This is a genomic window from Campylobacter sp. BCW_6877 (assembly GCF_001762445.1).
Taxonomy (GTDB): Bacteria; Campylobacterota; Campylobacteria; order Campylobacterales; family Campylobacteraceae; genus Campylobacter_D; species Campylobacter_D jejuni.
Window position 1 is genome coordinate 1 of record NZ_MJWW01000033.1, and the last position, 25,815, is coordinate 25,815.

The window sequence follows — 25,815 nt, forward strand, 5'->3', positions numbered from 1 at the left end:
AGGATGAAATTTTTAACAAGTAGGAGAGTAAACTAATTAAACTAAGTATGATCTTTTATAAGATTACCAAAGATAATTAAACTGAGCAAATCCTGTATGGGTATTGCCATCTTTATCAAACATTCCATTATAGTTTAAACTAAAATAGAAAGCTTCATTAACAGGAACGATAAAAGAAGTGCTTACAAATTTTTGTATTCTTGGTAAATCAAACTCATCACTTACTTTTATATTTCCAAATCTAGCCTCAGCTTCTACTTTAGGATTGATATTAAACTTAGCTCCAAGTTCTACTGAAGTTTTTAAATTAGGCAACCAATCTCTAAACCAAGTAAAGCTTGTTTTAGTAGAGAAAAGATTTAAATAGTTTGCATAGGTTCTTTCTCCACCTTTAACTGTTGCTTGTCCTATAGTATCTTTCATAGAAAAAGCTTCAGTATAACCTCCTTCATAAGCAAGACCTATTTCAGGGGAGAATATATCTTTATTAGAAATAAAATTCATACCTAAGGCTGTATTGACTCCATAAGCATAAGAATTAGGTTCAGCTTTAGCTTCATTATTTCCTATTTTTTTAGTTAAATCATTTTTAATCAAAGCAGCTTTACCTTGAGCTTTGATATAAACTTCTTGACCTTTTTCTGTAGTAAATAAGGTATTAAAATATTTTAAACCTGCATAATAGGTTCTATTATTAATATCAAAATAAGTTGAACCCATTTTTGTATCTTCATAACCTGCATACACACCATATATTCCACTGTCTTTTAAAGTAGAATAACCTATAATGGTTCCTTTAGTGTGTCCTTTACTTTCTTCATTTAAAGAAAGTTCAACATTCTGTGAAGAAGCATAAGGAAGGATGAATAAAGAATGTTCTTTATTAGAACCATAGCTTCCATTATTTAAATCACTCTTTATATAATCACTTGCATCTGCATATAAATTACCCTTTTCAGACATAGCAATGCTTTGAGACTTACTTGAAGAAGCTAAAGCAAAAGTTTGCATAGAATTACCCATAACATTATCTATAAAGGTTGATCTTCTTGTAGTAGTAGAGATTAAAGATCTAAAGGTTGCACCTGATATGGAGGCATTAAGATTAAAATCTGTAGTAAGCTTTCCTGTTATTGGATCAAAGCTTAAAGATATTTCTCCACTACCATTGGTTCCTATATTGCCAATATTGTTTTGATTAACACCTGAGATGATATCATTTATATTATCAAGTTGTCCTAGATCGAGATTGCCCTCATCTATAGTAATTTTATCAGCACTTACATTTCCATTTCCACTTCCACCTACAACTATAGTGTCTAATTTACCCGTATCTTTATCTGTAGTAACAAGCCAATCTTCTATGACTATGCTACCAGATCCGCTGTTAGTTAAATGATTGCCACTATTATCTTTATCTATGGTTCCTTGGTTATTAACAAAGATGGTTCCACTACCACTATTTTTAATACCACTTGTAATAGTCGCATCAGAATCATTTTTTAAACTTAAATTATTATTACTTTTATTGAAAATATTACCATAAATAATTCCATTGTCAGTATTTAAAATACCACTTCCTTTTGCAGAAGCAATAAGACCTTCATTTTCAATAGTGATTCCGTGAGTTTGTTGTTCTTGTCCTTCTTTTCCTATGGTTCCAGTATTAATAATACCCCCATTACCACCTTGGATAGTTCCAGATACATTGATGCTAGTATTTACTTGCTTACCGCCACCTATATAAATACCTGCATTACCACCTTCTAATCTACCCCCTGCTTTAACTTCAATGCCTTCACCCTCAATACCATTTTTACTTCCATCTATATGGATTGCATCATTGCCTGCTTTAATAACACCACCTTTTTCTATAGTGATTTTACCAATATTAACGGGATTTTTATTTGTATCAAATGCATAAAAAGTTATACCATTGTTGCCTGCTTCTATAGTTCCTTTATTTGTAAGGGTTTCTATCTTGTTGCCATCACCTATGAAGATAGCATTGCCGTTTTGATTTTTAATTAGGCCTGTGTTTTCAAAATTTTTAATAGTGGAGCTTGAAGTTCCCCAACTTTGAATGAATACTGCTCCTGATAATTGTTTGGCTCCAGATGTTCCTTCTATAGTGCCACTGTTTTTAAAATTATCTATAGTAGTACTTGATATATTTATACCTACTCTTCCCGAAAGAATGCCTGAGTTATCAAAATTTTTTATAGTAGAAGCTTGAAGATTAACCCCAGAGCTCGCAAATGCAGCCCCATTAGGTCCTCCTGGATCTTTTCTTCCATCACCTTTTAAGATTCCGTTTTTGCTATTGATAAATGTTTGGATTGTAGAATTGCCAATATATATTGCTTGTGTATCCCAGTTTTTTACATCTTGATTGCTGGTTTGAATAGTGCCACTATTATTAAGAGTTTGTACACTTGAATTATTTATGCTTATACCTCTATGTCCTTCGCTTTTAATGTTTCCATTATTGGTAATGGTTTTAACATCGGTATAATTAAACTGAACAGCTTCTTTATTTGTTGAAGTTGTTATAACTCCAGTGTTGTTAAAATTATTAATCGTGGATTTATTATTAGCAAGGCCTTGGAAAAAAACTCCTTTATCGCTTGAAGCTATAGTTCCACTGTTATCAAACTGATCCACAGTGAGAGTTCCCTGACCTCCCCAAACTCCCATATAAATTTGACCATTAACTTGACCTGTATTTTCAAAGGTGTTAACAGTGATGGTTCCTGCAAAACCTTGATCATGTTCTACAGCTACCTTACCGTTAATAGTTCCTTTATTGGTAAGATTAGTAAGAGTAAGAGTGTTGTTACCACTAGCATGGGCATAGATGATTTTATTGTTATTACCTATACTACCTAAAGTTCCACCTGCTTCAATTATTATGGTATGCACACCTGAATCAGAAATGTTGATTTGATTGTTGATTGAACTACTTACAGTCGTATTAATCCTAGCTTGAGGAGCATAAACACTTGCTGAACTAGCTTTAGTATTTTTACTTATTTCATCATAAGTTTTTATTTCAGGAGTAGGTGCAGCATTTGCACAACTAGCTAAGAAAGAAATAGCAGCCAAAGATAAAACTATCTTTTTAGAATTTAAACAGGATTCTTTACCCTCTCCTATAGGTGTTTTAGTTAATGTGATATTTTTCATAAGAATTTCCTCCCTTTATAATTTGTTCTATATATTATATTTTTTAAAAATAATATAAAATACAAAATAAAACGACAGAATATTAAAATAGTTATACTTAAAATATTATTAAATACTTATTATAATAAAACTATATTGTTTGAATTTATGTTTTATTTAAAGTTAGATTAAGAGTAAATTTTTAGACTTTTATTGTTTTCTGTGTTTAGATTATAATCACTTCATTTTCTAAGTTTATGCCAAATTCTTCAAAGACTTTTTTTCTAGCTAATTCGATAAGAAAAAACGCATCTTCAAAACTTGCATTTTTTTTATTGATTAAAAAATTTGCGTGTTTGTCGCTTAACATAGCATCTCCCTTGCTAAATCCTTTAAGTCCTACAGCTTCGATTAAACGTCCTGCAAAGTCGTTTTTTGGATTTTTAAAGATAGAGCCAAAGCTTGCCCCACTAGGTTGGTTGCTCCTTGCATTTTTTAAAGTTTTATCTTTAAGGGTATCAAAGCCAAAATTTAGTTTAAATTCAGCCCAAAAAAAAGGCATATTTAAAGGACAAAAACGATAATCAAAATTTATATTTTCTCTTAAAATTTCGCCTTGAAAAGTAGCAATTTTGATTAAATTTTGACTAATGCACTCTCCTTTAAGTCCTGCATTCATCTTCAAAAGCCCGCCAAGTGTACCAGGAATTTTGCTTAAATACTCAAAACCCTTAAGATTATTTTCTTTGGCAAAACGATACATTTTGCTTGATTTTGTTTTGCAGCCTATGCGAAGATGTATAAAATCTTTATTTTGATCTAAAATTTGTATAAAATCAAAACTATCTCCTAAAATTCCTATATTTTTAGGTTTTGGGCTAACTAAAAGGTTATTTGCGCCGCCTATTAAAAAACCATCAAAATCACAAATTTGATCCAAAACTAAAACTTCAAATTCATTTCCTATACGCACAGAAGAGTATTTTTTAAAATCAATGATCATTTGATAAAAGTTGGAATTTGATTTAGTATGTTTTCAGTAAAGTCAATCATAGTTGTAGTCATCCAAGGCATTAAAAAGATTAAAACAACTACAACCAAGATGATTTTAGGAACAAAAGAAAGTGTCATTTCGTTAATCTGTGTAGTTGCTTGAAAAATACTGATTACAAGCCCTGCAATAAGCCCTGCTAAAAGCATAGGCAAGGAAAGTAAAAGTGTGATTTTAAAGGTTTGCACTCCAAGAGCAACTAAGGTACTTTCATCCATTTTTATCCTTTTTAAGAATTTCTAACTTCTTCGTATTCGCTAGGGATAAGATAATCATTTACATGTATGATTTTATCATAAAATTTATAATCATATCCTAGTTTAAAAAGCGTATCTACAGCTAAAAGTTGAGTTTGATTCATGCTAATGGAGTTTTTATTGGCGTATAGATTAAGATAAGTATCCAGTTTTTCTTCATCAACACGGATAAGTTTTCTTTCCATAAGCATAGGGGCTAAAATTTTACGATTTGCATCGGCGATTTTTACAGCATTGGTTAAATCCTTTTCGATCTTAATCGCATCGCTTAAAGGCAAAGAGCGACGCAAAGCCATTCCACCTAAAGGCAAAGGTAAATTTTCTTTAGCAAATTCAAGCCATATATCCCAAAGTTCTGCTTCCACGCAAAGACTTTGATCAAATTCTAAAATGCTTTCATGGATCAAAACTCCTGCATCTACTTCACCACTTAAAACTGCATTTTCAATGTCTAAAAAATTCTTATAAATAATTCTAGCTTCAGGATATTTCATACGAAAAATCAAAGCATTGGTGGTATTTGCTCCACTCAAAGCGACTTTAAAATTTCTTTTTAAATGCGTATCTTTTTTCTTGATGAGTTTTGGCCCATAACCTTCGCCAAAACTCACTGCTGTGCGTAAAAGCGCATACTCAGAAGCGATTAAAGGATAAAGCCCAAAAGAAATAGCTGTAGCATCAAATTCATTTTTCAAGGCAAATTCATTTAAAGTTTGTATATCTAAAGCTGTATTTTCATAAGCAAAATCATTCCCCATCCACCCAAATTTAATAGCCATATACATAAAAATATCATCAGCATCAGGAGAATGTGCAATAGTAATTTTTTTCATCTATGCTTCCTTGTAAATCTTTGCTTTAATTCTAGCAAAATAAACCATTATTTAATTTTATTTTGTTAGAATTCTAACTAAAAATTTAGAATTTTTAAGGAAAGTTATGGATGATAATAAAAGAAAATCCCTAGATGCTGCCCTAAAAAGTTTAGATAAAACCTTTGGAAAAGGCACTATCTTAAGACTAGGGGATAAAGAAGTCGAGCAAATCGATAGCATAGGTACAGGTTCAGTTGGGCTTGATCTTGCTTTAGGTATAGGCGGTGTTCCAAAAGGAAGAATCATAGAAATTTATGGGCCTGAAAGTTCAGGTAAAACCACTCTAACTTTACACATTATCGCAGAATGCCAAAAAGCAGGTGGAGTTTGTGCTTTTATCGATGCAGAACATGCGCTTGATGTAAAATATGCTAAAAATTTAGGTGTAAATACAGATGATTTATATGTTTCTCAACCTGATTTTGGAGAGCAAGCTTTAGAAATTGTAGAAACTATAGCAAGAAGTGGTGCAGTAGATCTTATCGTAGTAGATAGCGTTGCAGCACTTACCCCAAAAGCAGAAATTGAAGGCGATATGGGTGATCAACATGTAGGACTTCAAGCAAGACTTATGTCTCAAGCTCTAAGAAAACTTACAGGTATAGTTCATAAAATGAATACCACAGTAATTTTCATCAACCAAATTCGTATGAAAATCGGCGCTATGGGTTATGGTACTCCTGAAACCACAACAGGTGGAAATGCGTTAAAATTTTATGCTTCTGTGCGTTTAGATGTTAGAAAAGTAGCAACCTTAAAACAAAACGAAGAACCTATAGGAAATCGTGTAAAAGTAAAAGTAGTTAAAAATAAAGTTGCTCCTCCATTCAGACAAGCTGAATTTGATGTGATGTTTGGAGAGGGTTTAAGCCGTGAAGGTGAGTTGATTGATTACGGTGTAAAACTTGATATCGTAGATAAAAGTGGTGCGTGGTTCTCTTATAAAGATAAAAAACTTGGACAAGGTAGAGAAAACTCAAAAGCTTTCTTAAAAGAAAACCCTGAAATTGCAGATGAAATCACAAAAGCGATTCAAAATTCTATGGGAATAGAAGGTATGTTCAGCGGTAGCGAAGATGACGAAGGAGAAGAATAATGTTAGTAATTGAAGATGTTAGAGCCTATGAAGTTCTTGATAGTAGAGGAAACCCAACCGTAAAAGCTGAAGTTACGCTAAGCGATGGAAGTGTAGGTGCGGCCATAGTTCCAAGTGGTGCAAGTACAGGTTCAAAAGAGGCTTTAGAATTGCGTGATAATGATGAAAGATTTGGCGGAAAAGGCGTTTTAAAAGCTGTTGCAAATGTCAATGAAACCATTGCAGATGAAATTTTAGGGCTAGATGCTTTTAATCAAACTCAACTTGATGATACTTTGCGTGAGCTTGATGGAACAAATAATTACTCAAATTTAGGCGCAAATGCGACTTTAGGCGTGTCTATGGCAACAGCTCGTGCAGCTGCAGCTGCTTTGGGAATGCCTTTGTATCGCTACTTAGGTGGTGCAAATGCAAGCATTTTGCCTGTACCAATGTGTAATATCATAAATGGCGGTGCTCATGCAAACAACAATGTAGATTTTCAAGAATTTATGATCATGCCTTTTGGTTTTACTAGTTTTAAAGAAGCTTTGCGTTCAGTTTGTGAAATTTATGCGATATTAAAAAAAGAACTCGCAAATTCTGGACATTCTACAGCTTTAGGTGATGAAGGCGGTTTTGCTCCAAATTTAGCTAATAACACAGAACCTATCGATCTTTTAATGACTTGTATCAAAAAAGCAGGTTATGAAAATCGTGTAAAAATTGCTCTTGATGTAGCAAGTACAGAATTTTTCAAAGATGGTAAATACCACATGGAAGGCAAGGCTTTTTCAAGCGAGGATTTGATCGAACGCTATGTAGAACTTTGTGCAAAATATCCAATTTGCAGTATCGAAGATGGCTTAGCTGAAAATGACTTTGAAGGTTGGATTAAGCTTACTGAAAAATTGGGCAATAAAATTCAGCTTGTAGGCGATGATTTGTTTGTAACTAATGAAGATATTTTAAGAGAAGGCATCATCAAAAAAATGGCAAATGCTGTGCTTATTAAACCAAATCAAATCGGAACTATTACCCAAACTATGAGAACTGTGCGTTTAGCACAAAGAAATAACTATAAATGCGTGATGAGTCATAGAAGCGGCGAAAGTGAAGATGCTTTTATAGCAGATTTTGCCGTAGCTTTAAATACAGGACAAATCAAAACAGGAGCCCTAGCAAGAGGCGAAAGAACTGCAAAATACAATCGCTTGCTTGAAATTGAACTTGAAAGTGATGAATACTTAGGAGAAAAGCTCTGAGCGATTTACTTAAAGAATACGACGAAAGCACAAGAAAAAAAAGTTTTTATACCCATGTTATAAAAATGATTTTTTGGGCTTTTCTTGTTGTAATTGGAGCAATTTATTTTGGCAATATGTTTTTTGGGCAGTATTCTTTGGATACTTTATTAAGCTTAGAAAATACCAAAGAAGAGCTTAATAAAAAGATTATTTTACTCAAAGAACAAAACGCTAAAGCACAAAAAGATTATTTTGAATTAAAAGGATTATACCCAAATGAAAACTAGAATTTTAGCAATATTTTTTATTTTTACCTCTCTTTTATATGCTGATGAAAATCCTTTCAAGGCAGATCAAAATATAACTTTGGTTGCTCCACCTGAATTTCAAAAAGAGGAAGTTAAATTTAATTCTAGTGCAAGAATTTTAAAAAGCATCACTTTTAATTATATCAATTTAGACGGAAGTGAAGATAAGATTGATTTAGATGTTAATAAAAGTATTGATTGGCACGATACTTATACTATATCAAGATTTAAAAGCCCTGATCCTTCAAAAGTACTTGATGTTTCAGTTACTATACCTGAAAAAAATAGCTCTAAACAAGAATCAAACTCAACAGCCAATGTTGAAATACCTTTACAGGTTGCAAAGATTTATGATTTTATTTCTTACGCGGTTTATAAAAACAAAATAAAACTTAACACTAGTGATGAAATGATCACAGATTTTTCAGTAGGAAATCCAAGCAAAATCGTTATAGATTTTAGGTCTAATTTGATTAGCCCTACAAAAAACATACGCCTTAGCAATTCTATTTTTAAACGCATAGACTTTGGATCTCATAAAGGATATTATCGACTTGTAATATATCTTGATGGAACTTATAATTATAATATTCAAAAAGATGCAACTGGATATATGATTAATCTGCTTTGATGAGATTTATTTTTTTAATATGTTGCGCTTGTTTAGTTTTTGCTAATGAAATTTTACTTCTTAGCAAATTCGATAAGCAAGATTTTAACTCTAAAGATTTTAATACTTACTTGATGAGCGAAAAACTTGATGGAGTACGTGGAATTTGGGATGGAAAATATCTAAAAACTCGCCAAAATTACAAAATAAAAACTCCTGACTTTTTTACAAAAAATTTCCCTCCTTTCGCTATTGATGGTGAGCTTTGGATAGCAAGAAATAAATTTGATGAAATTTCAGCTTTAATTCGTAGTGGCGATAGCAATTTGACCTTATGGAAAGAAGTAACTTATAATATTTTTGATGTACCAAATGCTTGCGAAGAATTTCAAATTTCTACTTGCACGCTTAAAAATCGTTTGGCTGTTTTAGAAGAGTATTTGCAAAAATATCCTAGTGTCTATATAAAAATTATTCCTCAAATTCCAGTTGAAAATCAAAATAATTTAAATCAATTTTACGAAAGCATTATAAAAAATCAAGGTGAAGGTATTGTCATACGCAAAAATTTAAGTCCTTATGAAAAAGGCAGAAGTAAAAATGCTATGAAATTAAAACCCTATGATGATGCAGAATGTGAGTTGGTAGGATTTCGCAAGGGTAAGGGTAAATTTGAAAATCAAGTAGGTGCCTTACTTTGTAAAATGCCTAATGGACAAATCATTAAAATAGGCAGTGGTTTAAAAGATGAAGATAGAAAAAATCCTCCAAAAATTGGTAGTATTGTGACTTATAAATTTAATGGATTGACCAAAAATTCCTTACCTCGCTTTCCGGTGTTTTTAAGAATAAGAGATGAAAATCCTTGACTTTAAAATTATTTTGTGATAAAATATTTCCTTTTATTTATTCGGGGTGTAGCGCAGTCTGGTTAGCGCACTTGGTTTGGGACCAAGGGGCCGAAGGTTCGAATCCTTTCACCCCGACCATTTTTTATAAATTTATACAAAATGGTGAGTGTAGCTCAGTCGGTTAGAGCATCAGATTGTGGTCCTGAGGGTCGTGGGTTCAATTCCCATCACTCACCCCACTAGCGCTCGTAGCTCAACTGGATAGAGCGACAGACTTCGGATCTGTAGGTTATGGGTTCGATTCCTATCGGGCGCACCACCAAGATTTTATATGCGTTCATAGCTCAGCTGGATAGAGCAACGGCCTTCTAAGCCGTAGGTCAGAGGTTCGAATCCTCTTGGGCGTACCACTTTAGCGGATGTGGTGAAATTGGCAGACACGCCAGACTTAGGATCTGGTGCAGCAATGCGTGAAGGTTCAAGTCCTTTCATCCGCACCACTTACTTTTATCATTTTCAAACAAGAGTTGATTTCTCATAAATTTTTATTTCATTTTAAAATTTCTTATGATTGCTAGATAAAATGCAAATTTAATTTAGATAAATTCAAAAATTATCTTACAAAAGATTTGAAAAATAATTAAAATATACAAAATTCAATTCAAGGAGATTAAAATGAAAAAATTAGGTTTAGCTTTAGCAGCTTTAGTTGCTTTAAATGTGTCAGCATTTGCAGGGGTTATCACTATACATGATTCTAATTTAGTTAAAGTATCAGGAGGAGATGATGCCTATGCAAAAATAGCTTTAGAAGATGCTAAAGAAGAAATGAAAAGTCAATTTAACACTGATAACTTAGAGATTTATGCTATAGAAAGTATCAAAAAAGATGATCCGCATGAATATGATGTTATTCAAAGGGGTCCTTTAAAAGTAATGAAACAAGAAATAGCAAAAGGAAAGATTATTTATTATAATGAATTCTTAGTTGTAGATAGAAAAACAAATTGGGCTGCTGAATGGAATATTAAATGTGTTAAAGGGGGTAAATATACAAAATCAAGCGATAAGGTTTCTTGTGATGGTGGAGCTGCTGATAAGTTCTATAATTTCAAATAATACTTGAAAGCTCTATTATTTTAGAGCTTTCACACCATAAAGGTTTTAACTATAAAAAAACATAGTAAGTATAAAATATATCTAAATTTTAAGCTTTTTAAGTTAAAAATTTCTAGTTTTTTAAATCGTTTTATCTTTTATATCTTTGCTGTAAAGAAAAATTAGCACTAATTAAAAATCTTTTCTTGATTAAATTTTGTAAATTTATTTTTTGGTGTTAAAAATGTGATAATATTAACTTTATAAAAGTATTATTATATATCTTTTACTTAGGATAGCAATTATGAAAAAAACAATTTTAACCATTCTTTTTTTACTCACTCTTACGCAGGCTAAGGAAATACAAGTTTATGAAAGTCCTACTTGTGGCTGTTGTGATTTTTGGGCTGATTATATGAAAGCTAAGGGCTATGAGGTTAGTGTTCATAAAACCAATGATTTTCTTAAAATCAAAGAAAAAATGGGTATAAAAGATGAGTATCAAAGTTGCCATACAGGTGTGATCGAAGGTTATGCTATTGAAGGACATGTTCCTGAAAGTGCTGTAAGCTGGTTGCTTGAAAACAAACCTAAAGATGCTATAGGAATTTCAGCTCCTGGCATGCCACAAGGAAGCCCAGGAATGGAACAAGGATATAGTGAAAAATATCCTGTAATTTTGATGAAAAAAGATGGAAGCTATGAGCTTTATGGATATTTTATAGGAGATAAAAAGCTTTAAAGTAAATTTTTAGCTTTTTACTTTTTTGATTTCTTTTTCAAGTATGCTATAAGGAGTTAAGCCTATGAATTTTTCATCCATTTTTCCTTCTTTGAAAAAACTAAGCACAGGCACTCCGTATATTTCCCCAATGGCACTTGAGAGGTATTTAACAGCTCTTTTTTCATAAAACATTGCTAAATTAGATAAACCTTTTTCATCAGCCCAAGCTTTTGCATCATTTGCATCATTTGCATCGCCTAAAACCACAAAGATATTAAAATCATAATTTTTAGCTAAATTCTGTAAAATAGGAATTTGTTCTTTACAAACTCCACAATCTTTTGTGAAAAATACTAAGGCAAAATTTTGTGTTTTATCATTTAGTTTTAGGCTTTTTTCAAAACCATTGTAGGCAAAATTATAGGTTTTATCACTATTTAAAGCTTTAAAATTTTCTCCACTATCACAAGCTACAAAAAATAAAGCTATGATTAAAGCAAAGAAATAAGCTTGGATTCGAAAAATTCCCATGGTTTTTCTCCTAAAATTCTATCTTTTATCATCCCATCTTTAATGATGATGGTAGTAGGGGTTGCAAACACAGCGTAACGATCATTGGTGATTTTAAGATCGTCTTTTAAAACTTTTACATTTTTAAAGTTAAATTGTTCAGCTAAAACTTTAACTACATTGGCATTATCCATGGAATTTATAGCATAAACACTGATTTTATTGGGGTGATTTTGTATGAATTCATCTAAAGAAGGGAGTTCTTTTAAGCAAGAAGGACAGCCATTTTGAAAAAAGACTAAGACTTTTAAACTTGTATTATCATCAGCAAGTTTTACAGCTTTTCCTAAAGTATCTTTAGCTGAAATTTCAGCGCTTTTTTCTCCAACTTTTCCAGTATCTTTTGAATTTTCAAAAGAACAAGCATTGAGCAAAAACAAAATGCTTAAGATTAAAAGGCTTTTTTTCATTTTAACACCCCATGTTGTAAGATAAGGGTTCGATCTGCGAATTTAGCCAAATCAGGATTGTGTGTGATTAAAACTATGGTTTTGCCTTCATTTTTTAATTTTTGCAAGGTTTGAAGAACGATTTTTTCATTGGCTTCATCTAAATTTCCTGTGGGTTCATCTGCGAGTAAAAGCTCTGGGTTGTTGATCAAAGCTCTTGCTATGCAAACTCTTTGTTGCTCCCCGCCACTTAATTGGCTAGGTAAATGAGTGAGTCTATGCGAAAGTCCTACTTTTTCAAGAACCATTTTAGCGTCTTCTTCATCTACACTTGAGTGATAATACTGAGAAAGCATAACATTTTCTAAGGCGTTAAGATAGGGGATAAGATGAAATTGTTGAAAGACAAGTCCTATTTTTTCACGACGCAAGGTGATTTTTTGCTCTTCATCCATTTGCTCTAGGTTGTCATTGTCTAAGATATACTCTCCAGAACTTGGAGTATCCATGAGTGATAGTATGTTTAAAAGCGTTGATTTTCCACTTCCTGATGGACCCATGATGGCAAGCCATTCTCCTTCATAGACTCTTAAGTTGATATTGTTTAAGGCTTTAACTTTGCCAAATTCTTTATTTAAGTTGTTTATTTTAATAAGTTCTTTTTTCATCATTCACCTTTCAAATTTTCACACACATTGATTTTTAATGCTCTTTTTATAGGAAAAAATGCAGCCAAAAAGGCAAAAATCAAAGAAATGATTAAGGCTATAAAAACAGCTATAAATCTAAAATCAATACTAGAATTAAAAATCAAATAACCAAAGACATTAGCTAAAAATATCCCAAAAAAAGCTCCGATTAAACTAGCAAAAAAACTTACTATAAAGCATTCACTAGCGAAAAGTTTAAAAATTTCACTTTTTTTCGCACCCAAGGCTAAACGCAGTGCGATTTCTTTTTTGCGAGAAAATATAATAGAACTTAAGGTCGTATTAACGCTAGTAGTGACTATGATCAATACTACAAGTATGATTAAAAACATTAAAGCTTTGATTTTTCCAAGCACCAAACCTTCGCTTAAGGATACTGAAGATATAGGTTTTGAATCGATGAATTCATTGCTGATTGCTTGTGTTTTGGCTTTAACTTCATCAAAATTTCCATAAACTACAGCATTAGCATAGTTAATACCGGCTCTATCGCTTAAATTTTGCACCACGCTTAAAGGAGCTAAAACAATGCTATCAAATTCATCATTGCTTGAAAGTATGCCTTTTATGGTAAGTTTTATGCTTTTTCCGTTGTTTGGATTGTAAATTTGAAGTTCATTGCCTATTTTTAGACCTAGTTGCTTGGCTAAATTAACCCCTAAAAAGGCTGAATTTTCATCAAAATCATTTAGAGAAAAGCTTCCTTCTTTAACTTCTAAAAAAGGTTTAGTGATTTTTAAAGCCCTAAAATCAGTGCCTAAAACCACTCCGCTTGTACTACCTAAATTTAAAAAATCATACAAAAAAGGAGTTAAAGCTCTAGCCTTTAAATTTTCTTTTATTTTTTCATACTCAGCATTGGAGATAAAATTTTCATCGTGCTTAGGGCTTATCATTACATTTGCTCCATAAGCTTTTAATTCTTTAGAAAGTTTGGTGTCAATATCAAAATAAATATTTAAAAAAGCTGAGCAAGTAAGTGCTCCTATAAAAACACTTAAAACTATAATAAAAAGTCTTTGATAAGAAAAGCTAATGCTTTTAAAAAGCTCATTAAGGAAAAACTTATCTACCATAAAGCACTCCTGCAGCTGAAAGTTGTGTGATATTTTTTATAGGAAGCAAGCAACCTAGTAAGGCAATAAGTCCTGCAAAAATAAAGCTTAAAGGTAAAGCTATAAAGGCTATATCAATAAAATATCCAAAAATGCTAAGGCTGATGATTTGAGAAAGTGCTGTGCCAAAAATAAAGCCAAATAAAGCAGCAAATAAAGCTACGATTAAATTTTCACTAGCAAAGATGAGATAAATTTGAAAAGTATTAGCACCAAGTACTTTTAAAAGTCCTATTTCTTTTTTTCTACGATGAATTTCAGAACTCATTAGACTTGAAATCGCAATACTTGCAACAATAAGACAAATAATGCAAGTAATGCCCATTAAGGATTGGATCTTTTTAACCACCAAGCTTTGAGCATCGCTTATAGCATTTAGAGCTTTTGCATCAGCACCTGGTAAGCCATCACTAATTTGACTAGCGATTGAGCCTACATAAGCTGAGCAATACCATTTGTCATATTCTAACTGATCTAATTTTTCTTCGCCCATGCGACGCACTTTTTCAGAAAGGGCTGATTCAGGTATGGTAAAAGCTCTTACTTCTGCACTTGAGTAAAGCCCTTGTTTGTTGAGTAAATCTTGAGCTAAATTTAAAGGAGCGATGATTTTATTCGACATTTTAGGATTGGCATGAAGTAAAATGCCTACGATTTTTGCTTCTTTGCTTTGATTGTTTTCTCCTGTGAGTTTGATAGTATCTCCTAATTTTAATTTATTGTTTTTAGCAAAGTCTTCGCCTAGCATGATTTCATTGCTATCATCTTTTGCCCATTCTCCTTGCACTGCTAAATAAGGATAAAGACTTTTTATACCTGTGATAAAATCATCATCATCTTTAATTTTTATGGCTTTTTGAAAATAAGTGCCATAAATAAGTGCTTTTTGCTGGGAGTTTTCAATTGCGATTTTACCTTCCAAAAAAGGAGCAAGTGCGGTGATGTTGTTACGCCAATAAATGTCTTTAATCATATATAAATTTTTTTCTTCTAGGTAGTTTTTGTTTTTTAAGGGTTCATAAAGTTCATTACCTATTTCTATACTAAGACTTGAGCCTTTGGGTAAAACAAGGATATTAGAGCCATAGCTTTTGAGTTGTTTAGTTACTTCATCGCCTATACTTAGGGTAATATTTAGCATAGTAGAGAGCAAAAGCGTGGCTAAAAAACAAGTAAGAAAGGCTAAAAATTTTTGAATTTTGTTTTTAAATATAGAGTTAAAAATCATTTTAGCCAACATCGTTTCTCCTTTGGATTAAAAATTGGGCTTCGTTTTCTTCTACATATTTTGTAGGATCTTTTTTAAATTCTTCATAGTTGTTTTGATTTGAAAAATAATAAGTAATCCCTTTATAACTATAAGAAAAAGGAGCTTGGGTGTTTATAATTTTTGTTTTTGATACAGGATCTTGCACTTCGATTTCTTTGATTTGGCTAAAATAATTAGATCCTGCTATTACATCTTTAACATCTATGGTGATTTTTTTACCATCGTATTCGTATTTGAGTGGGATAGGATTGCAACCCCCGCTTTTGCCTACACTAGGCAAGAAAATACGTACATTGCAAGAAATGCAAATGAGTTGTCCATCTTTTTTGATATAGCCCATATCTCCACAAATCATACAAGCATCAAAAACAGCTACAGGAGAATCCTTATCTTCTCTTTTGTTGATAAGAAAAAACCTTATCACCTTGCCTTCAGCACTGATATAAGCAAAGCGGTGGAGTTTGTTGTCCCTTAAAAGAGCTATATCAAAGATAAATTTGCCATTCTTATCGGGTAAAATTTCTTTAGGCTCATCTATGGTTAAAGGCTTAGAGCTTACCATAAAAAAGTATAAAACAATGCAAAAACTTATAACACAGGAGATAAAAACACTGGAAAAATAGCGATTAATAAGACTTGTTTTAGCTTCGTTTTTGCGATAATTTATATCTAAAATTTGTTTTTTGCTTATATTTTTTTTGCGAATTTTTAAGCTTAAGAATGCTAAAAAAGCGATGAAAATTAAATAAACATAAATTCCAAAAACACCAAAATAATTACTTTTTCCTACAAAACTCACCAAAAAAGTATGAGTTTCTATGATGGAATTTCGCATTAAAGTAAGCAAGATATTGGCTAGAGCTTTATCGCTTTCTATAAGGATAAGCAGTAAAAACAGCATAAAGCTTGTTTTTTGATTAAAATTTTTTTGCCATTTTAAAAAGAAGAAAATCAAAATACAAGCAAGCAAGGCTAAAGCAATAAAACCTAAAGAACTTATACCTTCGCTATCGATTAAAGAGCTAGTAAAAATAGGGAAATCTTGACTTAAAAAATAATAATGCAAAGCGGTGCAAAAACTTAAAATTCCTAATAAAATAAAATTTAAAATTTCAATTTTTTTCCAAAAATAAAATATAAAGCTTACTAGCAATAAACCTATAAAAACAAAATCAAAATTAAAGATTAAATTTTCAGTTTTTAAAAATTGTGCTGCGATAAAAAAAGCAAAATATCCAAATAAAAAGCCCAAAAAAACTACTAAAAAACTTTTAAAAATATATTTTTTATCAGGAGTGATAAAGGCCATTAAAATACTTAGCGGTAAAACACTGATAAGAAAATGCACAAAATATATACTCATAATTTACTCTTTAAACATTGTTATTTTAATTTTTCAAATAAAAATAAAAATATTTAAACACTCGGAAAATCCGAGCGTAAAATCATTTTGGCGTACCTGTGTATTTGAATTTATAATCTACTTTAAAAGGTTCAAACCACTTACCCACGCCTGTTTCTTCATCAACATGGCGTCCAAAACCTTGTTTTTCTGGATTTGAGATATAAAAAGTAAGTTCATAATTTCCTACGCCAAAGCCACCTTTTTTATCTTTTTCCATAGCGATATTTGCACCATAGTGAGGACCATCATCAGCCACCATAGGCATCAAAGTTCCACGTTTAATCGCACCTGTGTCGGTATTTTTAAGTTCATAAGCTATGGTTAAATAAGGCATCCAAAAACCTTCTGGAAAACCATTTGGATTGTTTTTAAGTGCGTGAATGTCAGCTTCTAGGTGAATATCTGCTAAAGATGCAGCTAAATCAATACCTCTTGGCTCCATTTCAATGGGTTGTAAATAAACAGCGGCTATTTCCATGCCATTAAGTTCTTTTGGATCGCCGATTGGCACTTCGCCTGCAAATAAATTTGTACTAATAACCGCAGCTGCAGCAACTACTGATAAAACTTTTTTTATCATGATTTTACTCCTTTTTTTGAAATTTGTTTTGTTATTAAAATGCCAATAATTAGCATGATCAAAACTATAAATTGAGATATTAAGGTTTCATAGTAAGGATAAATTCCAAGCCATAAAATCGGTTCAAAATTCATAGGTATAAGACTAGGAATGATGACTTTTCCTTCTATGAGTTCAGCTATGCCTTTGCCTGTAAAAACAAAAACCATGTAAAAAATAATGTAAGAAGTGATATAGAAAAATTGTTTTACAGGTATGCGAATGGCTCCTGCTTTTAAAAGAAAATATAAAACAATAAGTATTAAAATTCCAAGTCCAAGCCCACCAAAAACAGCACTAAAATCAGTGCTTGTTTTAGCATCAAAAAGCAAGGCTTGATAAAAAAGCACAGTTTCTGCACCTTCTCTATAAACAGCTAAAAATACGGTGATCCAAAGGGTTTTTGCACTATTGTTTGATATAGCATCTATAGCACCTTGTTTGATAAAGCTTGTCCATTTTTTATTTTGTGCGTTTGAAAGTAGCCAAAAGCCCACATAAAAGAGTAGTAATACGGCTATAAGCATGGTAATACCCTCTATAAGCTCTCTACTTTGTCCTGCATTTTCTTTGAATAGCCAAGAAACTCCAAAAGCGGTAATAAAACTTAAAATCACTCCTGTAAAAAGAGCACTATAGGCGATATTTAGACGATTTTTGTTACCACTTTGCACAAGATAAGAAACAATGGCTACAACGATAATCAAAGCTTCCAAGCCTTCACGCAAAATAATGCCTAAAGCCCATATAAACAACGAATAAGGAGTAGAATCTTGAATTTTATCTACACTGTTTGCTATGAGTTGTTCTAAGTCATTAAAAGTAGCTTCAAGCTCTTTTTTATCTGCACTTGCTTTAATCAGTGCTACGCCTTTGGAAAATAAACTTTCTATTTTAAGTTTTAAGCCGCTATCTACAGCACCGATTTTATTTTCCATACCGCTTGCTTCAAAAGTATCTAGATAAATTCCTTGCAAATCATCTACTATAGAAGCGCTAAAGCCATCATAATTTTTCAAAATTCCATCTAAGGCAAGTTTGATATCATTAGAAACTTTGGCATAATCTTTGCCTTTTGTTTCATCATTAAAGCCTGAAATTTGCAAACTTGAAAGTTCTGAATTTGGAATTTGTAAGAAAACATCAAAAATTTGTTCTTCTATGTTATCTAAGCCATTTCTTAAGTCTTTTTCATCTATTTTTGCATCGTTGATTTGGCGTATAAGGGTGCGTATGGCTTGTTGAATTTTTTGATCGTTTCCTGCTTTGGTAAATTTATTTACTAAAATTTCTACTTTGGTATTGCGATAATCACTAAATAAGGCATCATTTAAAAAATCTTTACTAGCTTGGTAGTTTTTTTCTTTAAAAGCATTAGCTGCCTGTGAAAATTTGGTAGAGATATTATCTAGTATAAATTGCAATCTTACGTCCATTGCAGCAGCAGCTTGTAAATCAGCGCTTGCATTATCATCTGTAAGTTTGCTCGCATCGTTGTTTGTAGGTGTATTAGGAGTTTGAGTGTCTAAAGAACTTTGTGCTAAATCTTTTTTATCCACGCCCATCATTTGTGCGATTAAAGCTTCTGCATCAGCTTCGCGTTTGGCATTGGCTTCTAGGCTTGATTTTTCAGCTTTAGCCTTATCATAGTTTGTATCGCTTGCTTCTGCTTTTAAACGATATCCATTTTGTAAGATTGGGGCTACTTCATCAAGATCATAATAAAGACTATCAATTAAAGCATTAATTTGTGTTAAAGGAGCTTCATCTTTATACATGCGACGCAAATTTACAAATTTACGCTCCATGGTGATGGCTTTTCTTCCTATGTTTCTTCCTATAGGGCCTTCCATATTTTCAAAATGTTGAAAATACGCATCTTCGCTAAGCTTTTTAGCACCTAGATTATCACCCTTTTTGTAAGTTTCTATGCTTTGTTTTAGCATATCTTTGATAAGATTTGCTTCATTAATATAATCATCTACTCTAGCAAAAGCTGAGCTTGATAAAAAAATACTTATAATTAAAAATATAATTTTAAAAATTTTCATTATCATTACCCTTGGTTTTTGATAAAAATAATATTTATTATCAAAATAAATAATGGCTAGTATAATATTAAAAATCTTAAATAGAACTAAAAAATAAGCTTTTGTATCGATAATATTTTTTATTAATTATATTTAAGATATATTTTAATAAATTTTTAAATATATCTTATTTTTGTGATTTAATATGGGTTGTTTTTAAGTATCGCAAGGCTTTCTTCTAAGCTATGCACTTTGGGATATTGTTTTTGTATTTTTAATTTTTCATTTTTTAGTGTTTTAAAAGCTTAATAAAAATCAAAAAATCATTTATTGCGTATTCTTTAAGGAGATATAGCTATAGTATATTTTAGACTAAGCAGATATATCCAAAAGTTTATCTTTTTTGTTGGTATCTGTGTTTGTAGAATCGCTATTGTCTTTATTTACTTCTTCTTTCTCAGCTTCAGCTTCTACTTTCTCTTTTTTTTCTTGAGATTTTAAAGAAAAATCTATAGTTTGCCTATTTACTTCACTTTTGCCAAAATTTGTGGTATCCATAACGCCACAAGGTGTTACCAGTATCATTTCATTAACCTCTTAGTTTACAATGTTTACTAAACTTAAGATATTTTTTTCATTTTTTTCTTAAGTTGTAATTTTTGATTATATTATAAATCGTATAAAATAAGATAAAACTTAAATTTATTGAAATAAATTTTTATCCATTTAATTCACTTTTAAAAGTACCAACCATTTATATTTTGCTTATTGTTTCATAGTGTAAAAATTTTTAAAATAGGATTTTATCTTAAAAAATTTATGATTTTTAATTTCAGATATTGGTTTCCTTGAAAAATTTTAAAAAGTTTAGTAAAAAATATTAAGTTTTAAAAATATCATCCGATTTAAATAAAGTCTTAAGACTCAATCTAAAAGGAGGATGATATGGTTTCAGATGTTTCTATGGGTAATGCTAATTTAATGACTGCTGTTAATACTTCAGTTTTGAAAAAATCTATGGACACAAACGAGGCATTGATGAATGAACTCATCGAAGGTATGGAAGGTGTCTCTCAAGCCTCCGCTCCACAAGTTTCTAGCTCTAGTGGTTTGGATATTTACGCTTAAATATCTTAAGAACAAGCTTAAGAACTTGTTGGTATCTTGAGCTTGTTTTTTTAAATAATTATTTCTTTAGTATTTTTTCGTTATAATTTTGCCATTTTATTTATCGTATTAAATTTTTATAATATTTATTTAGGAGCAAGGATGCAAATGATAAAGAAGATGGTTTTAAGTGAAACTTTCCCTGGTATTTTGCTTATATTTTTTACATTTTTAGCCTTATTATGTAAAAATTCTTCTTTAAGTGTTATTTATACAGATTTTTTTCATGCTAATTTTACAGTAGGATTTGATCATTTTCAAATTTCAAAGTCGTTGGATTTATGGATAAATGATGGTTTGATAGCTATATTTTTTCTATGTATAGGGCTTGAGTTAAAATATGAAATTTTACGCGGACAGCTTAAAAATATAAGAGCTGTGTCTTTACCTATATTTGGAGCTTTTGGGGGTATGATTACTCCTGCTTTAATTTTTGCTACTATTAATTATTCCCATGATTTTGCTATGAAAGGTTGGGCAATACCTACAGCAACTGATATAGCTTTTGCAGTAGGCATTTTGATGCTTTTAGGAAATAAAATTCCTACAAGTTTAAAGCTTTTTTTACTTTCTTTAGCTATTTTTGATGATTTGGGCGCTATTGTTATTATTGCTTTATTTTATACAGATCAGCTTTCAGCTTTGGCGATTATTATTTGTTTGTTTTGTATATTTGCTCTGCTTTTGTTAAATTATTATCACATCACCCATCTTTCTTTGTATGTGTTAGTAGGTGTTGTATTGTGGATAGCTATGCTTAAAAGTGGAGTACATGCGACTTTGGCTGGTGTGATTATTTCTTTATTTATACCGCTTGATACAAAAAATAAAAAACCTTATTTGCATGAAGTTCTTAAGGATTTAAATCCTTGGGTGGTTTATTTTATCTTGCCTTTATTTGCTTTTGCTAATGCTGGGATTGATATCAGAGATATGCATCTTGGTTCAGTATTTTCACCTGTAAGCCTTGGAATTATTCTAGGATTATTTTTAGGAAAGCAACTAGGTGTTTTTACTTTTTGTTTTATTGCTATCAAACTTAAGCTTGCAAAACTACCTGAAAATATTAAATATGGAAAATTTTATGGTATATGTATTTTAACAGGCATTGGTTTTACGATGAGCTTATTTATTGATGGTTTGGCCTATAAAAATAGTGATATTTTTGAACATGCGGATAAACTTGCTATTTTAATAGCTAGTTTTTTAAGTGCCATTGTTGGTTTTATTTATCTTAAGATTGTTAAATGAATAATATAGTACATAAATTAAAAACTTTAGTTTTAAATGAGGCTTTTGGTGGTGTTTTACTTATAGTTTGTACTTTGCTTGCTTTGCTTGTGCAAAATGGATCTTTTAGCGAACATTATCGAGAATTTCTAAATTTAAAAGTCGGATTTAGTGTAGGTGAATTTGAGCTTAATAAACCTTTTTTGCTTTGGATAAATGATGGGCTTGTATCTATATTTTTCTTTGCTATAGGGCTTGAGCTTAAGAAGGAATTTTTGCATGGGGATTTTAAAAATCCTAAAAATATTGTTTTACCTTTTATGGCTGCTTTAGGGGGTATACTTATACCTGCGATGTTGTTTGCTTTGGTAAATATAGGAGATGCTTATACTTTAAAAGGTTGGGCTATACCTACAGCTACAGATACAGCGTTTGCTTTAGCGATTTTAATGATGTGTGGTAAGCATATTCCATCAAGTTTAAAAATTTTCTTACTTTCTTTGGCTATTTTTGATGATGTGGGTGCTATTTTAATTATAGCTATTTTTTATACGACAAAATTATCAATAGTTGCTTTTGTCGTTGCAGGAATTGCTATTTTGGTAATGCTTGTTTTAAATATTTTAGGAATAACAAGAAAGTCTTTTTATTTTATTTGCTCAGTTATTCTTTGGATTAGTGTTTTAAAAAGTGGTGTGCATGCAACTTTGGCTGGAATCATAACAGCATTTTTTATACCGATGCAAACTAAAAATGGAGAAGCATTTTTAGAAGAAATTTATGAAAGTCTAAAATTTTGGCTCGCTTTTGTTATCTTGCCTTTATTTGCTTTTGCTAACGCTGGGGTAAATTTATCCAATATCGACATAGGAGCAATTTTTTCAGGTGTAAGTATAGGTATTTTCTTGGGGCTTTTTGTGGGTAAACAAGTGGGTGTATTTTTGTTTTCTTATTTGGCAATCCGCTTTAAATTTGCAGCCTTGCCCCAAGGTTCAAATTTGAAACAACTTTATGGGGTTTGTATACTTACAGGTATTGGTTTTACAATGAGTTTGTTTATCGATGGCTTGGCGTATGAAGTCAGTGATATTTTTAATTATGCAGATAATTTAGCTATTCTTATAGCTTCATTTTGTTCTGGGATTTGGGGTTTTATTTATCTTAAATTCTTTGCTACTCGATCTTAAGGGGACTGATGAGGCATATTTTTTTCATCATCACGATTGTATTCTTTATAAGTGGATGTAGTTTTTATCAGAATTTAAACTATACTCGTCCGATTTATAATACAAATAAAGAAACAAAACTTAAGACTATAGCAAATGAATGGAAAAAAACTCCTTATGTTTTAGGTGGAACTACTAAAAAAGGTGCTGATTGTTCAGGATTTACGCAGAGTGCATTAGCTCAGCTTAATATACGCATACCTCGCACTACAAAAACTCAATTAGGTTCTGGGAGAAAAGTTTCTAAATCAAAATTGCAAACAGGAGATTTGGTATTTTTTAAGACAGGTAGAGGGCCAAATGGTATGCATGTTGGTATTTATACGAGCAAGGGAAAATTTATACATTTATCTACTAAAGGTGGAGTAAAAGAAGTCGAGTTAAATAGTTCTTATTGGAAGGCTCGTTATATAGGAGCAAGAAGGTATTAAAGTGAAAATAGGTGTATTTGATAGCGGAGTAGGGGGGCTTAGTGTTTTAAAATCTCTTTATGAAGCTAGACTTTTTGATGAAATTATCTATTATGGAGATACCGCAAGAGTTCCTTACGGGGTAAAAGATAAAGATACTATTATCAAGTTCTGTCTTGAAGCATTGGAATTTTTTGAACAATTTCAAATTGATATGCTTATCATTGCATGTAATACTGCTAGTGCTTATGCTTTAGATGCTTTAAAAGCAAAAGCACATTTTCCAGTATATGGCGTAATTGATGCAGGGGTTGAAGCAACGATAAAAGCTTTACATGATAAAAATAAAGAAATTTTAGTCATTGCAACAAAAGCAACCATTAAATCAGAAGAATACCAAAAGCGTTTATTATCTCAAGGATATACAAATATAAATGCTTTAGCTACAGGGCTTTTTGTGCCTATGGTTGAAGAAGGTATTTTTGAAGGAGATTTTTTGCAAAGTGCTATGGAGTATTATTTTAAAAATATCACAACTCCAGATGCTTTGATACTCGCTTGTACTCATTTCCCTTTACTAGGTCGTTCTTTAAGTAAGTATTTTGGCGATAAAACAAAATTAATTCATTCAGGAGATGCTATAGTTGAATTTCTTAAAGAAAGAGAAAATATAGATTTGAAAAATCATAAAGCAAGATTGCATTTTTATGCTTCAAGCGATGTTGAATCTTTAAAAAATACTGCTAAAATTTGGCTAAATTTATAAGGAAACAAAATGATAGAATTGAAAAAACCAGATGAAATAGAAAAATTAAGAATAGCAAATCAAATTGTAGCAAAAACTTTAAATTTTTTAGAGAATGAAATTAAAATAGGAATGAGTTTAAAACAAATTGATAAAATGGCAGAAGATTATATTTTAAGCCTTGGTGCCAAGCCATCATTTAAGGGGCTTTATGGTTTTCCAGGTGCCATTTGTACATCTTTAAATCAAGTTTGTATCCATGGAATTCCAGATGATAAAATTATCAAAGAGGGTGATATTTTAGGTCTTGATGTGGGAAGTTTGATTGATGGGTATTATGGGGATGCAGCAAGAACTATTGCTATAGGAGAAGTTTCACCCACTGATAAAGCTTTAATCTCTTGTGCTAAAGACGCGTTATATCATGCTATAGATATTATTCATGATGGAATGCGTTTTAAGGAACTTTCAGCTGCTTTAGGCGAATTTATCCATGCAAGAGGTTTTGTCCCGCTTCGTGGATATTGTGGACATGGTATAGGACGAAAGCCCCATGGAGAGCCTGAAATTTTAAATTATTTAGAAAAAGGTGCGAGTGCAAAAAGTGGCCCTAAAATTAAAAATGGAATGGTGTTTTGCATAGAGCCTATGATATGCCAAAAAGATGGAACACCAAAACATTATAATGGAAAATGGGATGCTGGAAGTATTGATGGGCTTAATGCGGCTCATTATGAACATTGTGTTGCTGTGATTAATGGGCGTGCTGAAATTCTTTCTATGATATGATATTAAATTATAAAAATAATATTTTTTTCTTAAAATCCTAAAAATTTAAAATTTTTTAAATAATATTGTAGTAATATTCTTTAATAATTTAAGTTACTAAATAATATTTTTATCATATATTAAGTGTTATTAGAATAAAGTGTCACATCGTATTAAACTAAAACATAAATATGGTTTAGATAATTTAATAATTTTTATTAAATTATCTAAATATTTATTTTAGTTTAAAGAGATCTTTTAAGATCTCGTTTGGGTTAGGCTATTTCCCTCCCCCTTTTTATTCGTAGCCTAACTCTCTTTTAGAGTTTGGAAAATCTCTTTAAGCTAAAATATATTATATTTGCTTAAAGAGAACAAATGATTACTATTCTTATTTAAATAAATTTTTAAAATCCATTGTAGAGTTATAAATTCCAGCATTATCCACAGTTTCGCCCATGGTGATTGCGGTTGCTAACTCTGATAGAATGATTTTTATTTCATCTCTTTTATCTTGTATATAGGCTAATACACCTTCGTAATTACTTGTTTGAAGAATTAAAAGTGGATTAGCAATTTCAAATTCAAAAAGTTTTTTACCAACATAAACATTGAAAATATTTCCAAAAAGGGCTATTCCCATGAAAGAGCAGTTTTGTATAAGTTGTGATGCTGTGGCATCAAGAGTTCTTTTTTGCATATCATCTGAATTTTCATCTATTCTTTCTAGAATGCTTTTTTCTATTTTTTTTAAAGACATATCAAGTACTTGAAGTGCTCCTATAAAATCATTTGCATCATTGATTTGAGAGCAAATTTGATTTGCTTTAAATTCATTCACGCTTTGAATTTCGCCTAAGTGTTTTTTAAATATATCTAAATCACTTTTCATTGTTTACC

27 protein-coding genes and 5 tRNA genes are annotated in these 25,815 nt (G+C 31.2%); 18 read left to right on the forward strand and 14 right to left on the reverse strand.

The window, feature by feature from the left end:
• Positions 1–63 precede the first annotated feature (63 nt).
• The 4 genes from AJ936_RS03085 to AJ936_RS03100 all read right to left on the reverse strand — a co-directional run bounded on the left by AJ936_RS03085 (position 64) and on the right by AJ936_RS03100 (position 5,306).
• Positions 64–3,186 (reverse strand): autotransporter outer membrane beta-barrel domain-containing protein, encoded by a 3,123-nt coding sequence (locus AJ936_RS03085; RefSeq protein ID WP_070274046.1) that lies wholly within the window; start codon positions 3,184–3,186, stop codon positions 64–66.
• Between the two features lie 205 nt (positions 3,187–3,391).
• Entirely contained in the window at positions 3,392–4,168 is a 777-nt protein-coding gene (locus AJ936_RS03090) for a UDP-N-acetylmuramate dehydrogenase (protein WP_070261517.1), read from the reverse strand.
• Complete coding sequence (fliQ, locus tag AJ936_RS03095) at positions 4,165–4,434, reverse strand: flagellar biosynthesis protein FliQ (RefSeq protein ID WP_070261516.1); 270 nt, start codon at positions 4,432–4,434, stop codon at positions 4,165–4,167. Before fliQ ends, AJ936_RS03090 begins: the two co-directional genes overlap by 4 nt.
• 11 nt (positions 4,435–4,445) lie before the next feature.
• Positions 4,446–5,306 (reverse strand): menaquinone biosynthesis family protein, encoded by an 861-nt coding sequence (locus AJ936_RS03100; protein ID WP_070274047.1) that lies wholly within the window; start codon positions 5,304–5,306, stop codon positions 4,446–4,448.
• A 106-nt stretch (positions 5,307–5,412) separates the two neighbouring features.
• Between AJ936_RS03100 and recA the strand changes: the two genes are divergently transcribed.
• From recA to AJ936_RS03165, 12 genes are all read left to right on the forward strand, one after another.
• Complete coding sequence (gene recA / locus AJ936_RS03105) at positions 5,413–6,444, forward strand: recombinase RecA (protein ID WP_002862302.1); 1,032 nt, start codon at positions 5,413–5,415, stop codon at positions 6,442–6,444.
• On the forward strand, positions 6,444–7,688 hold the full coding sequence (gene eno, locus AJ936_RS03110) for a phosphopyruvate hydratase (RefSeq protein ID WP_002856489.1): 1,245 nt from the start codon (positions 6,444–6,446) through the stop codon (positions 7,686–7,688). The genes recA and eno overlap by 1 nt, the downstream gene beginning before the upstream one ends.
• A 65-nt stretch (positions 7,689–7,753) precedes the next feature.
• Positions 7,754–7,957 carry a hypothetical protein gene (locus tag AJ936_RS03115; RefSeq protein ID WP_002839177.1) on the forward strand — a complete coding sequence of 68 codons (204 nt, stop codon included), beginning with the start codon at positions 7,754–7,756 and terminating at the stop codon, positions 7,955–7,957.
• Positions 7,947–8,609, forward strand: a complete 663-nt coding sequence (cgpA, locus tag AJ936_RS03120) for a glycoprotein CgpA (protein WP_052794987.1) — start codon at positions 7,947–7,949, stop codon at positions 8,607–8,609. Before AJ936_RS03115 ends, cgpA begins: the two co-directional genes overlap by 11 nt.
• A complete protein-coding gene (locus AJ936_RS03125; RefSeq protein WP_070274048.1) occupies positions 8,609–9,457 on the forward strand; it encodes a DNA ligase in 849 nt (282 codons plus the stop codon). The genes cgpA and AJ936_RS03125 overlap by 1 nt, the downstream gene beginning before the upstream one ends.
• Before the next feature lie 42 nt (positions 9,458–9,499).
• Positions 9,500–9,577: transfer RNA gene (locus tag AJ936_RS03130), tRNA-Pro, on the forward strand.
• A 24-nt stretch (positions 9,578–9,601) separates the two neighbouring features.
• A tRNA-His gene (locus AJ936_RS03135) sits at positions 9,602–9,678 on the forward strand.
• A 3-nt stretch (positions 9,679–9,681) separates the two neighbouring features.
• Positions 9,682–9,758: transfer RNA gene (locus tag AJ936_RS03140), tRNA-Arg, on the forward strand.
• 14 nt (positions 9,759–9,772) lie between these two features.
• A tRNA-Arg gene (locus AJ936_RS03145) sits at positions 9,773–9,849 on the forward strand.
• Between the two features lie 5 nt (positions 9,850–9,854).
• Positions 9,855–9,939, forward strand: a tRNA-Leu gene (locus AJ936_RS03150).
• Positions 9,940–10,114: 175 nt separating this feature from the next.
• On the forward strand, positions 10,115–10,558 hold the full coding sequence (locus tag AJ936_RS03155) for a hypothetical protein (RefSeq protein ID WP_070274049.1): 444 nt from the start codon (positions 10,115–10,117) through the stop codon (positions 10,556–10,558).
• A 283-nt stretch (positions 10,559–10,841) separates the two neighbouring features.
• Entirely contained in the window at positions 10,842–11,279 is a 438-nt protein-coding gene (locus AJ936_RS03165; protein ID WP_070274050.1) for a DUF411 domain-containing protein, read from the forward strand.
• A 9-nt stretch (positions 11,280–11,288) separates the two neighbouring features.
• Here the strand turns inward: AJ936_RS03165 and AJ936_RS03170 are convergent, their stop codons facing one another.
• From AJ936_RS03170 to AJ936_RS03210, 9 genes are all read right to left on the reverse strand, one after another.
• Positions 11,289–11,792 carry a conjugal transfer protein TraF gene (locus tag AJ936_RS03170; protein WP_070274051.1) on the reverse strand — a complete coding sequence of 168 codons (504 nt, stop codon included), beginning with the start codon at positions 11,790–11,792 and terminating at the stop codon, positions 11,289–11,291.
• Positions 11,753–12,241, reverse strand: a complete 489-nt coding sequence (locus AJ936_RS03175; RefSeq protein WP_070274052.1) for a TlpA disulfide reductase family protein — start codon at positions 12,239–12,241, stop codon at positions 11,753–11,755. The genes AJ936_RS03170 and AJ936_RS03175 overlap by 40 nt, the downstream gene beginning before the upstream one ends.
• Positions 12,238–12,891: an ABC transporter ATP-binding protein gene (locus AJ936_RS03180; protein WP_079860926.1), complete on the reverse strand. Its 654-nt coding sequence runs from the start codon at positions 12,889–12,891 to the stop codon at positions 12,238–12,240. Before AJ936_RS03180 ends, AJ936_RS03175 begins: the two co-directional genes overlap by 4 nt.
• A complete protein-coding gene (locus tag AJ936_RS03185) occupies positions 12,888–14,006 on the reverse strand; it encodes an FtsX-like permease family protein (RefSeq protein ID WP_070274054.1) in 1,119 nt (372 codons plus the stop codon). The genes AJ936_RS03180 and AJ936_RS03185 overlap by 4 nt, the downstream gene beginning before the upstream one ends.
• Positions 13,996–15,285 (reverse strand): ABC transporter permease, encoded by a 1,290-nt coding sequence (locus AJ936_RS03190; protein ID WP_070274055.1) that lies wholly within the window; start codon positions 15,283–15,285, stop codon positions 13,996–13,998. Before AJ936_RS03190 ends, AJ936_RS03185 begins: the two co-directional genes overlap by 11 nt.
• On the reverse strand, positions 15,275–16,678 hold the full coding sequence (locus tag AJ936_RS03195) for a Fe-S-containing protein (protein ID WP_070274056.1): 1,404 nt from the start codon (positions 16,676–16,678) through the stop codon (positions 15,275–15,277). The genes AJ936_RS03190 and AJ936_RS03195 overlap by 11 nt, the downstream gene beginning before the upstream one ends.
• An 82-nt stretch (positions 16,679–16,760) precedes the next feature.
• The gene (locus AJ936_RS03200) at positions 16,761–17,300 is read right to left on the reverse strand and encodes an iron transporter (RefSeq protein ID WP_002778842.1); all 540 of its coding nucleotides are present in this window, start codon (positions 17,298–17,300) and stop codon (positions 16,761–16,763) included.
• Entirely contained in the window at positions 17,297–19,390 is a 2,094-nt protein-coding gene (locus AJ936_RS03205; RefSeq protein WP_070274057.1) for an FTR1 family protein, read from the reverse strand. Before AJ936_RS03205 ends, AJ936_RS03200 begins: the two co-directional genes overlap by 4 nt.
• Before the next feature lie 351 nt (positions 19,391–19,741).
• Entirely contained in the window at positions 19,742–19,954 is a 213-nt protein-coding gene (locus tag AJ936_RS03210; RefSeq protein ID WP_002862290.1) for a hypothetical protein, read from the reverse strand.
• 360 nt (positions 19,955–20,314) lie between these two features.
• Here AJ936_RS03210 and AJ936_RS03215 point away from each other — a divergent pair, with 360 nt between their 5' ends.
• The 6 genes from AJ936_RS03215 to map all read left to right on the forward strand — a co-directional run bounded on the left by AJ936_RS03215 (position 20,315) and on the right by map (position 24,936).
• A complete protein-coding gene (locus AJ936_RS03215) occupies positions 20,315–20,497 on the forward strand; it encodes a YjfB family protein (RefSeq protein ID WP_002856010.1) in 183 nt (60 codons plus the stop codon).
• Between the two features lie 141 nt (positions 20,498–20,638).
• Positions 20,639–21,787, forward strand: coding sequence for a Na+/H+ antiporter NhaA (nhaA, locus tag AJ936_RS03220; RefSeq protein WP_032603391.1), 1,149 nt, complete (start codon positions 20,639–20,641; stop codon positions 21,785–21,787).
• Positions 21,784–22,953 carry a Na+/H+ antiporter NhaA gene (nhaA, locus tag AJ936_RS03225; RefSeq protein ID WP_070274058.1) on the forward strand — a complete coding sequence of 390 codons (1,170 nt, stop codon included), beginning with the start codon at positions 21,784–21,786 and terminating at the stop codon, positions 22,951–22,953. Before nhaA (AJ936_RS03220) ends, nhaA (AJ936_RS03225) begins: the two co-directional genes overlap by 4 nt.
• 8 nt (positions 22,954–22,961) lie before the next feature.
• Positions 22,962–23,423 carry a C40 family peptidase gene (locus AJ936_RS03230; RefSeq protein ID WP_002862288.1) on the forward strand — a complete coding sequence of 154 codons (462 nt, stop codon included), beginning with the start codon at positions 22,962–22,964 and terminating at the stop codon, positions 23,421–23,423.
• 1 nt (position 23,424) lies between these two features.
• On the forward strand, positions 23,425–24,168 hold the full coding sequence (murI, locus tag AJ936_RS03235) for a glutamate racemase (RefSeq protein WP_002871264.1): 744 nt from the start codon (positions 23,425–23,427) through the stop codon (positions 24,166–24,168).
• 9 nt (positions 24,169–24,177) lie between these two features.
• On the forward strand, positions 24,178–24,936 hold the full coding sequence (gene map / locus AJ936_RS03240) for a type I methionyl aminopeptidase (RefSeq protein WP_002856112.1): 759 nt from the start codon (positions 24,178–24,180) through the stop codon (positions 24,934–24,936).
• A 370-nt stretch (positions 24,937–25,306) separates the two neighbouring features.
• Here the strand turns inward: map and AJ936_RS03245 are convergent, their stop codons facing one another.
• Positions 25,307–25,807, reverse strand: a complete 501-nt coding sequence (locus AJ936_RS03245; RefSeq protein WP_070209901.1) for a flagellar FLiS export co-chaperone — start codon at positions 25,805–25,807, stop codon at positions 25,307–25,309.
• Positions 25,808–25,815: the final 8 nt, after the last annotated feature.

Bases quoted from the DNA above. Each gene is read 5' to 3' on its own strand.
- nhaA (WP_070274058.1), top strand. From the start codon at position 21,784: ATGAATAATATAGTACATAAATTAAAAACTTTAGTTTTAAATGAGGCT.
- AJ936_RS03195 (WP_070274056.1), bottom strand. From the start codon at position 16,678: ATGAGTATATATTTTGTGCATTTTCTTATCAGTGTTTTACCGCTAAGT.
- AJ936_RS03190 (WP_070274055.1), bottom strand. From the start codon at position 15,285: ATGTTGGCTAAAATGATTTTTAACTCTATATTTAAAAACAAAATTCAA.
- recA (WP_002862302.1), top strand. From the start codon at position 5,413: ATGGATGATAATAAAAGAAAATCCCTAGATGCTGCCCTAAAAAGTTTA.
- AJ936_RS03115 (WP_002839177.1), top strand. From the start codon at position 7,754: ATGATTTTTTGGGCTTTTCTTGTTGTAATTGGAGCAATTTATTTTGGC.
- cgpA (WP_052794987.1), top strand. From the start codon at position 7,947: ATGAAAACTAGAATTTTAGCAATATTTTTTATTTTTACCTCTCTTTTA.
- AJ936_RS03180 (WP_079860926.1), bottom strand. From the start codon at position 12,891: ATGATGAAAAAAGAACTTATTAAAATAAACAACTTAAATAAAGAATTT.
- AJ936_RS03185 (WP_070274054.1), bottom strand. From the start codon at position 14,006: ATGGTAGATAAGTTTTTCCTTAATGAGCTTTTTAAAAGCATTAGCTTT.
- AJ936_RS03215 (WP_002856010.1), top strand. From the start codon at position 20,315: ATGGTTTCAGATGTTTCTATGGGTAATGCTAATTTAATGACTGCTGTT.
- AJ936_RS03085 (WP_070274046.1), bottom strand. From the start codon at position 3,186: ATGAAAAATATCACATTAACTAAAACACCTATAGGAGAGGGTAAAGAA.
- AJ936_RS03210 (WP_002862290.1), bottom strand. From the start codon at position 19,954: ATGATACTGGTAACACCTTGTGGCGTTATGGATACCACAAATTTTGGC.
- map (WP_002856112.1), top strand. From the start codon at position 24,178: ATGATAGAATTGAAAAAACCAGATGAAATAGAAAAATTAAGAATAGCA.
- AJ936_RS03245 (WP_070209901.1), bottom strand. From the start codon at position 25,807: ATGAAAAGTGATTTAGATATATTTAAAAAACACTTAGGCGAAATTCAA.
- AJ936_RS03230 (WP_002862288.1), top strand. From the start codon at position 22,962: ATGAGGCATATTTTTTTCATCATCACGATTGTATTCTTTATAAGTGGA.
- AJ936_RS03090 (WP_070261517.1), bottom strand. From the start codon at position 4,168: ATGATCATTGATTTTAAAAAATACTCTTCTGTGCGTATAGGAAATGAA.
- AJ936_RS03155 (WP_070274049.1), top strand. From the start codon at position 10,115: ATGAAAAAATTAGGTTTAGCTTTAGCAGCTTTAGTTGCTTTAAATGTG.
- AJ936_RS03200 (WP_002778842.1), bottom strand. From the start codon at position 17,300: ATGATAAAAAAAGTTTTATCAGTAGTTGCTGCAGCTGCGGTTATTAGT.
- eno (WP_002856489.1), top strand. From the start codon at position 6,444: ATGTTAGTAATTGAAGATGTTAGAGCCTATGAAGTTCTTGATAGTAGA.
- fliQ (WP_070261516.1), bottom strand. From the start codon at position 4,434: ATGGATGAAAGTACCTTAGTTGCTCTTGGAGTGCAAACCTTTAAAATC.
- nhaA (WP_032603391.1), top strand. From the start codon at position 20,639: ATGCAAATGATAAAGAAGATGGTTTTAAGTGAAACTTTCCCTGGTATT.
- AJ936_RS03205 (WP_070274057.1), bottom strand. From the start codon at position 19,390: ATGAAAATTTTTAAAATTATATTTTTAATTATAAGTATTTTTTTATCA.
- AJ936_RS03175 (WP_070274052.1), bottom strand. From the start codon at position 12,241: ATGAAAAAAAGCCTTTTAATCTTAAGCATTTTGTTTTTGCTCAATGCT.
- AJ936_RS03170 (WP_070274051.1), bottom strand. From the start codon at position 11,792: ATGGGAATTTTTCGAATCCAAGCTTATTTCTTTGCTTTAATCATAGCT.
- AJ936_RS03165 (WP_070274050.1), top strand. From the start codon at position 10,842: ATGAAAAAAACAATTTTAACCATTCTTTTTTTACTCACTCTTACGCAG.
- AJ936_RS03125 (WP_070274048.1), top strand. From the start codon at position 8,609: ATGAGATTTATTTTTTTAATATGTTGCGCTTGTTTAGTTTTTGCTAAT.
- AJ936_RS03100 (WP_070274047.1), bottom strand. From the start codon at position 5,306: ATGAAAAAAATTACTATTGCACATTCTCCTGATGCTGATGATATTTTT.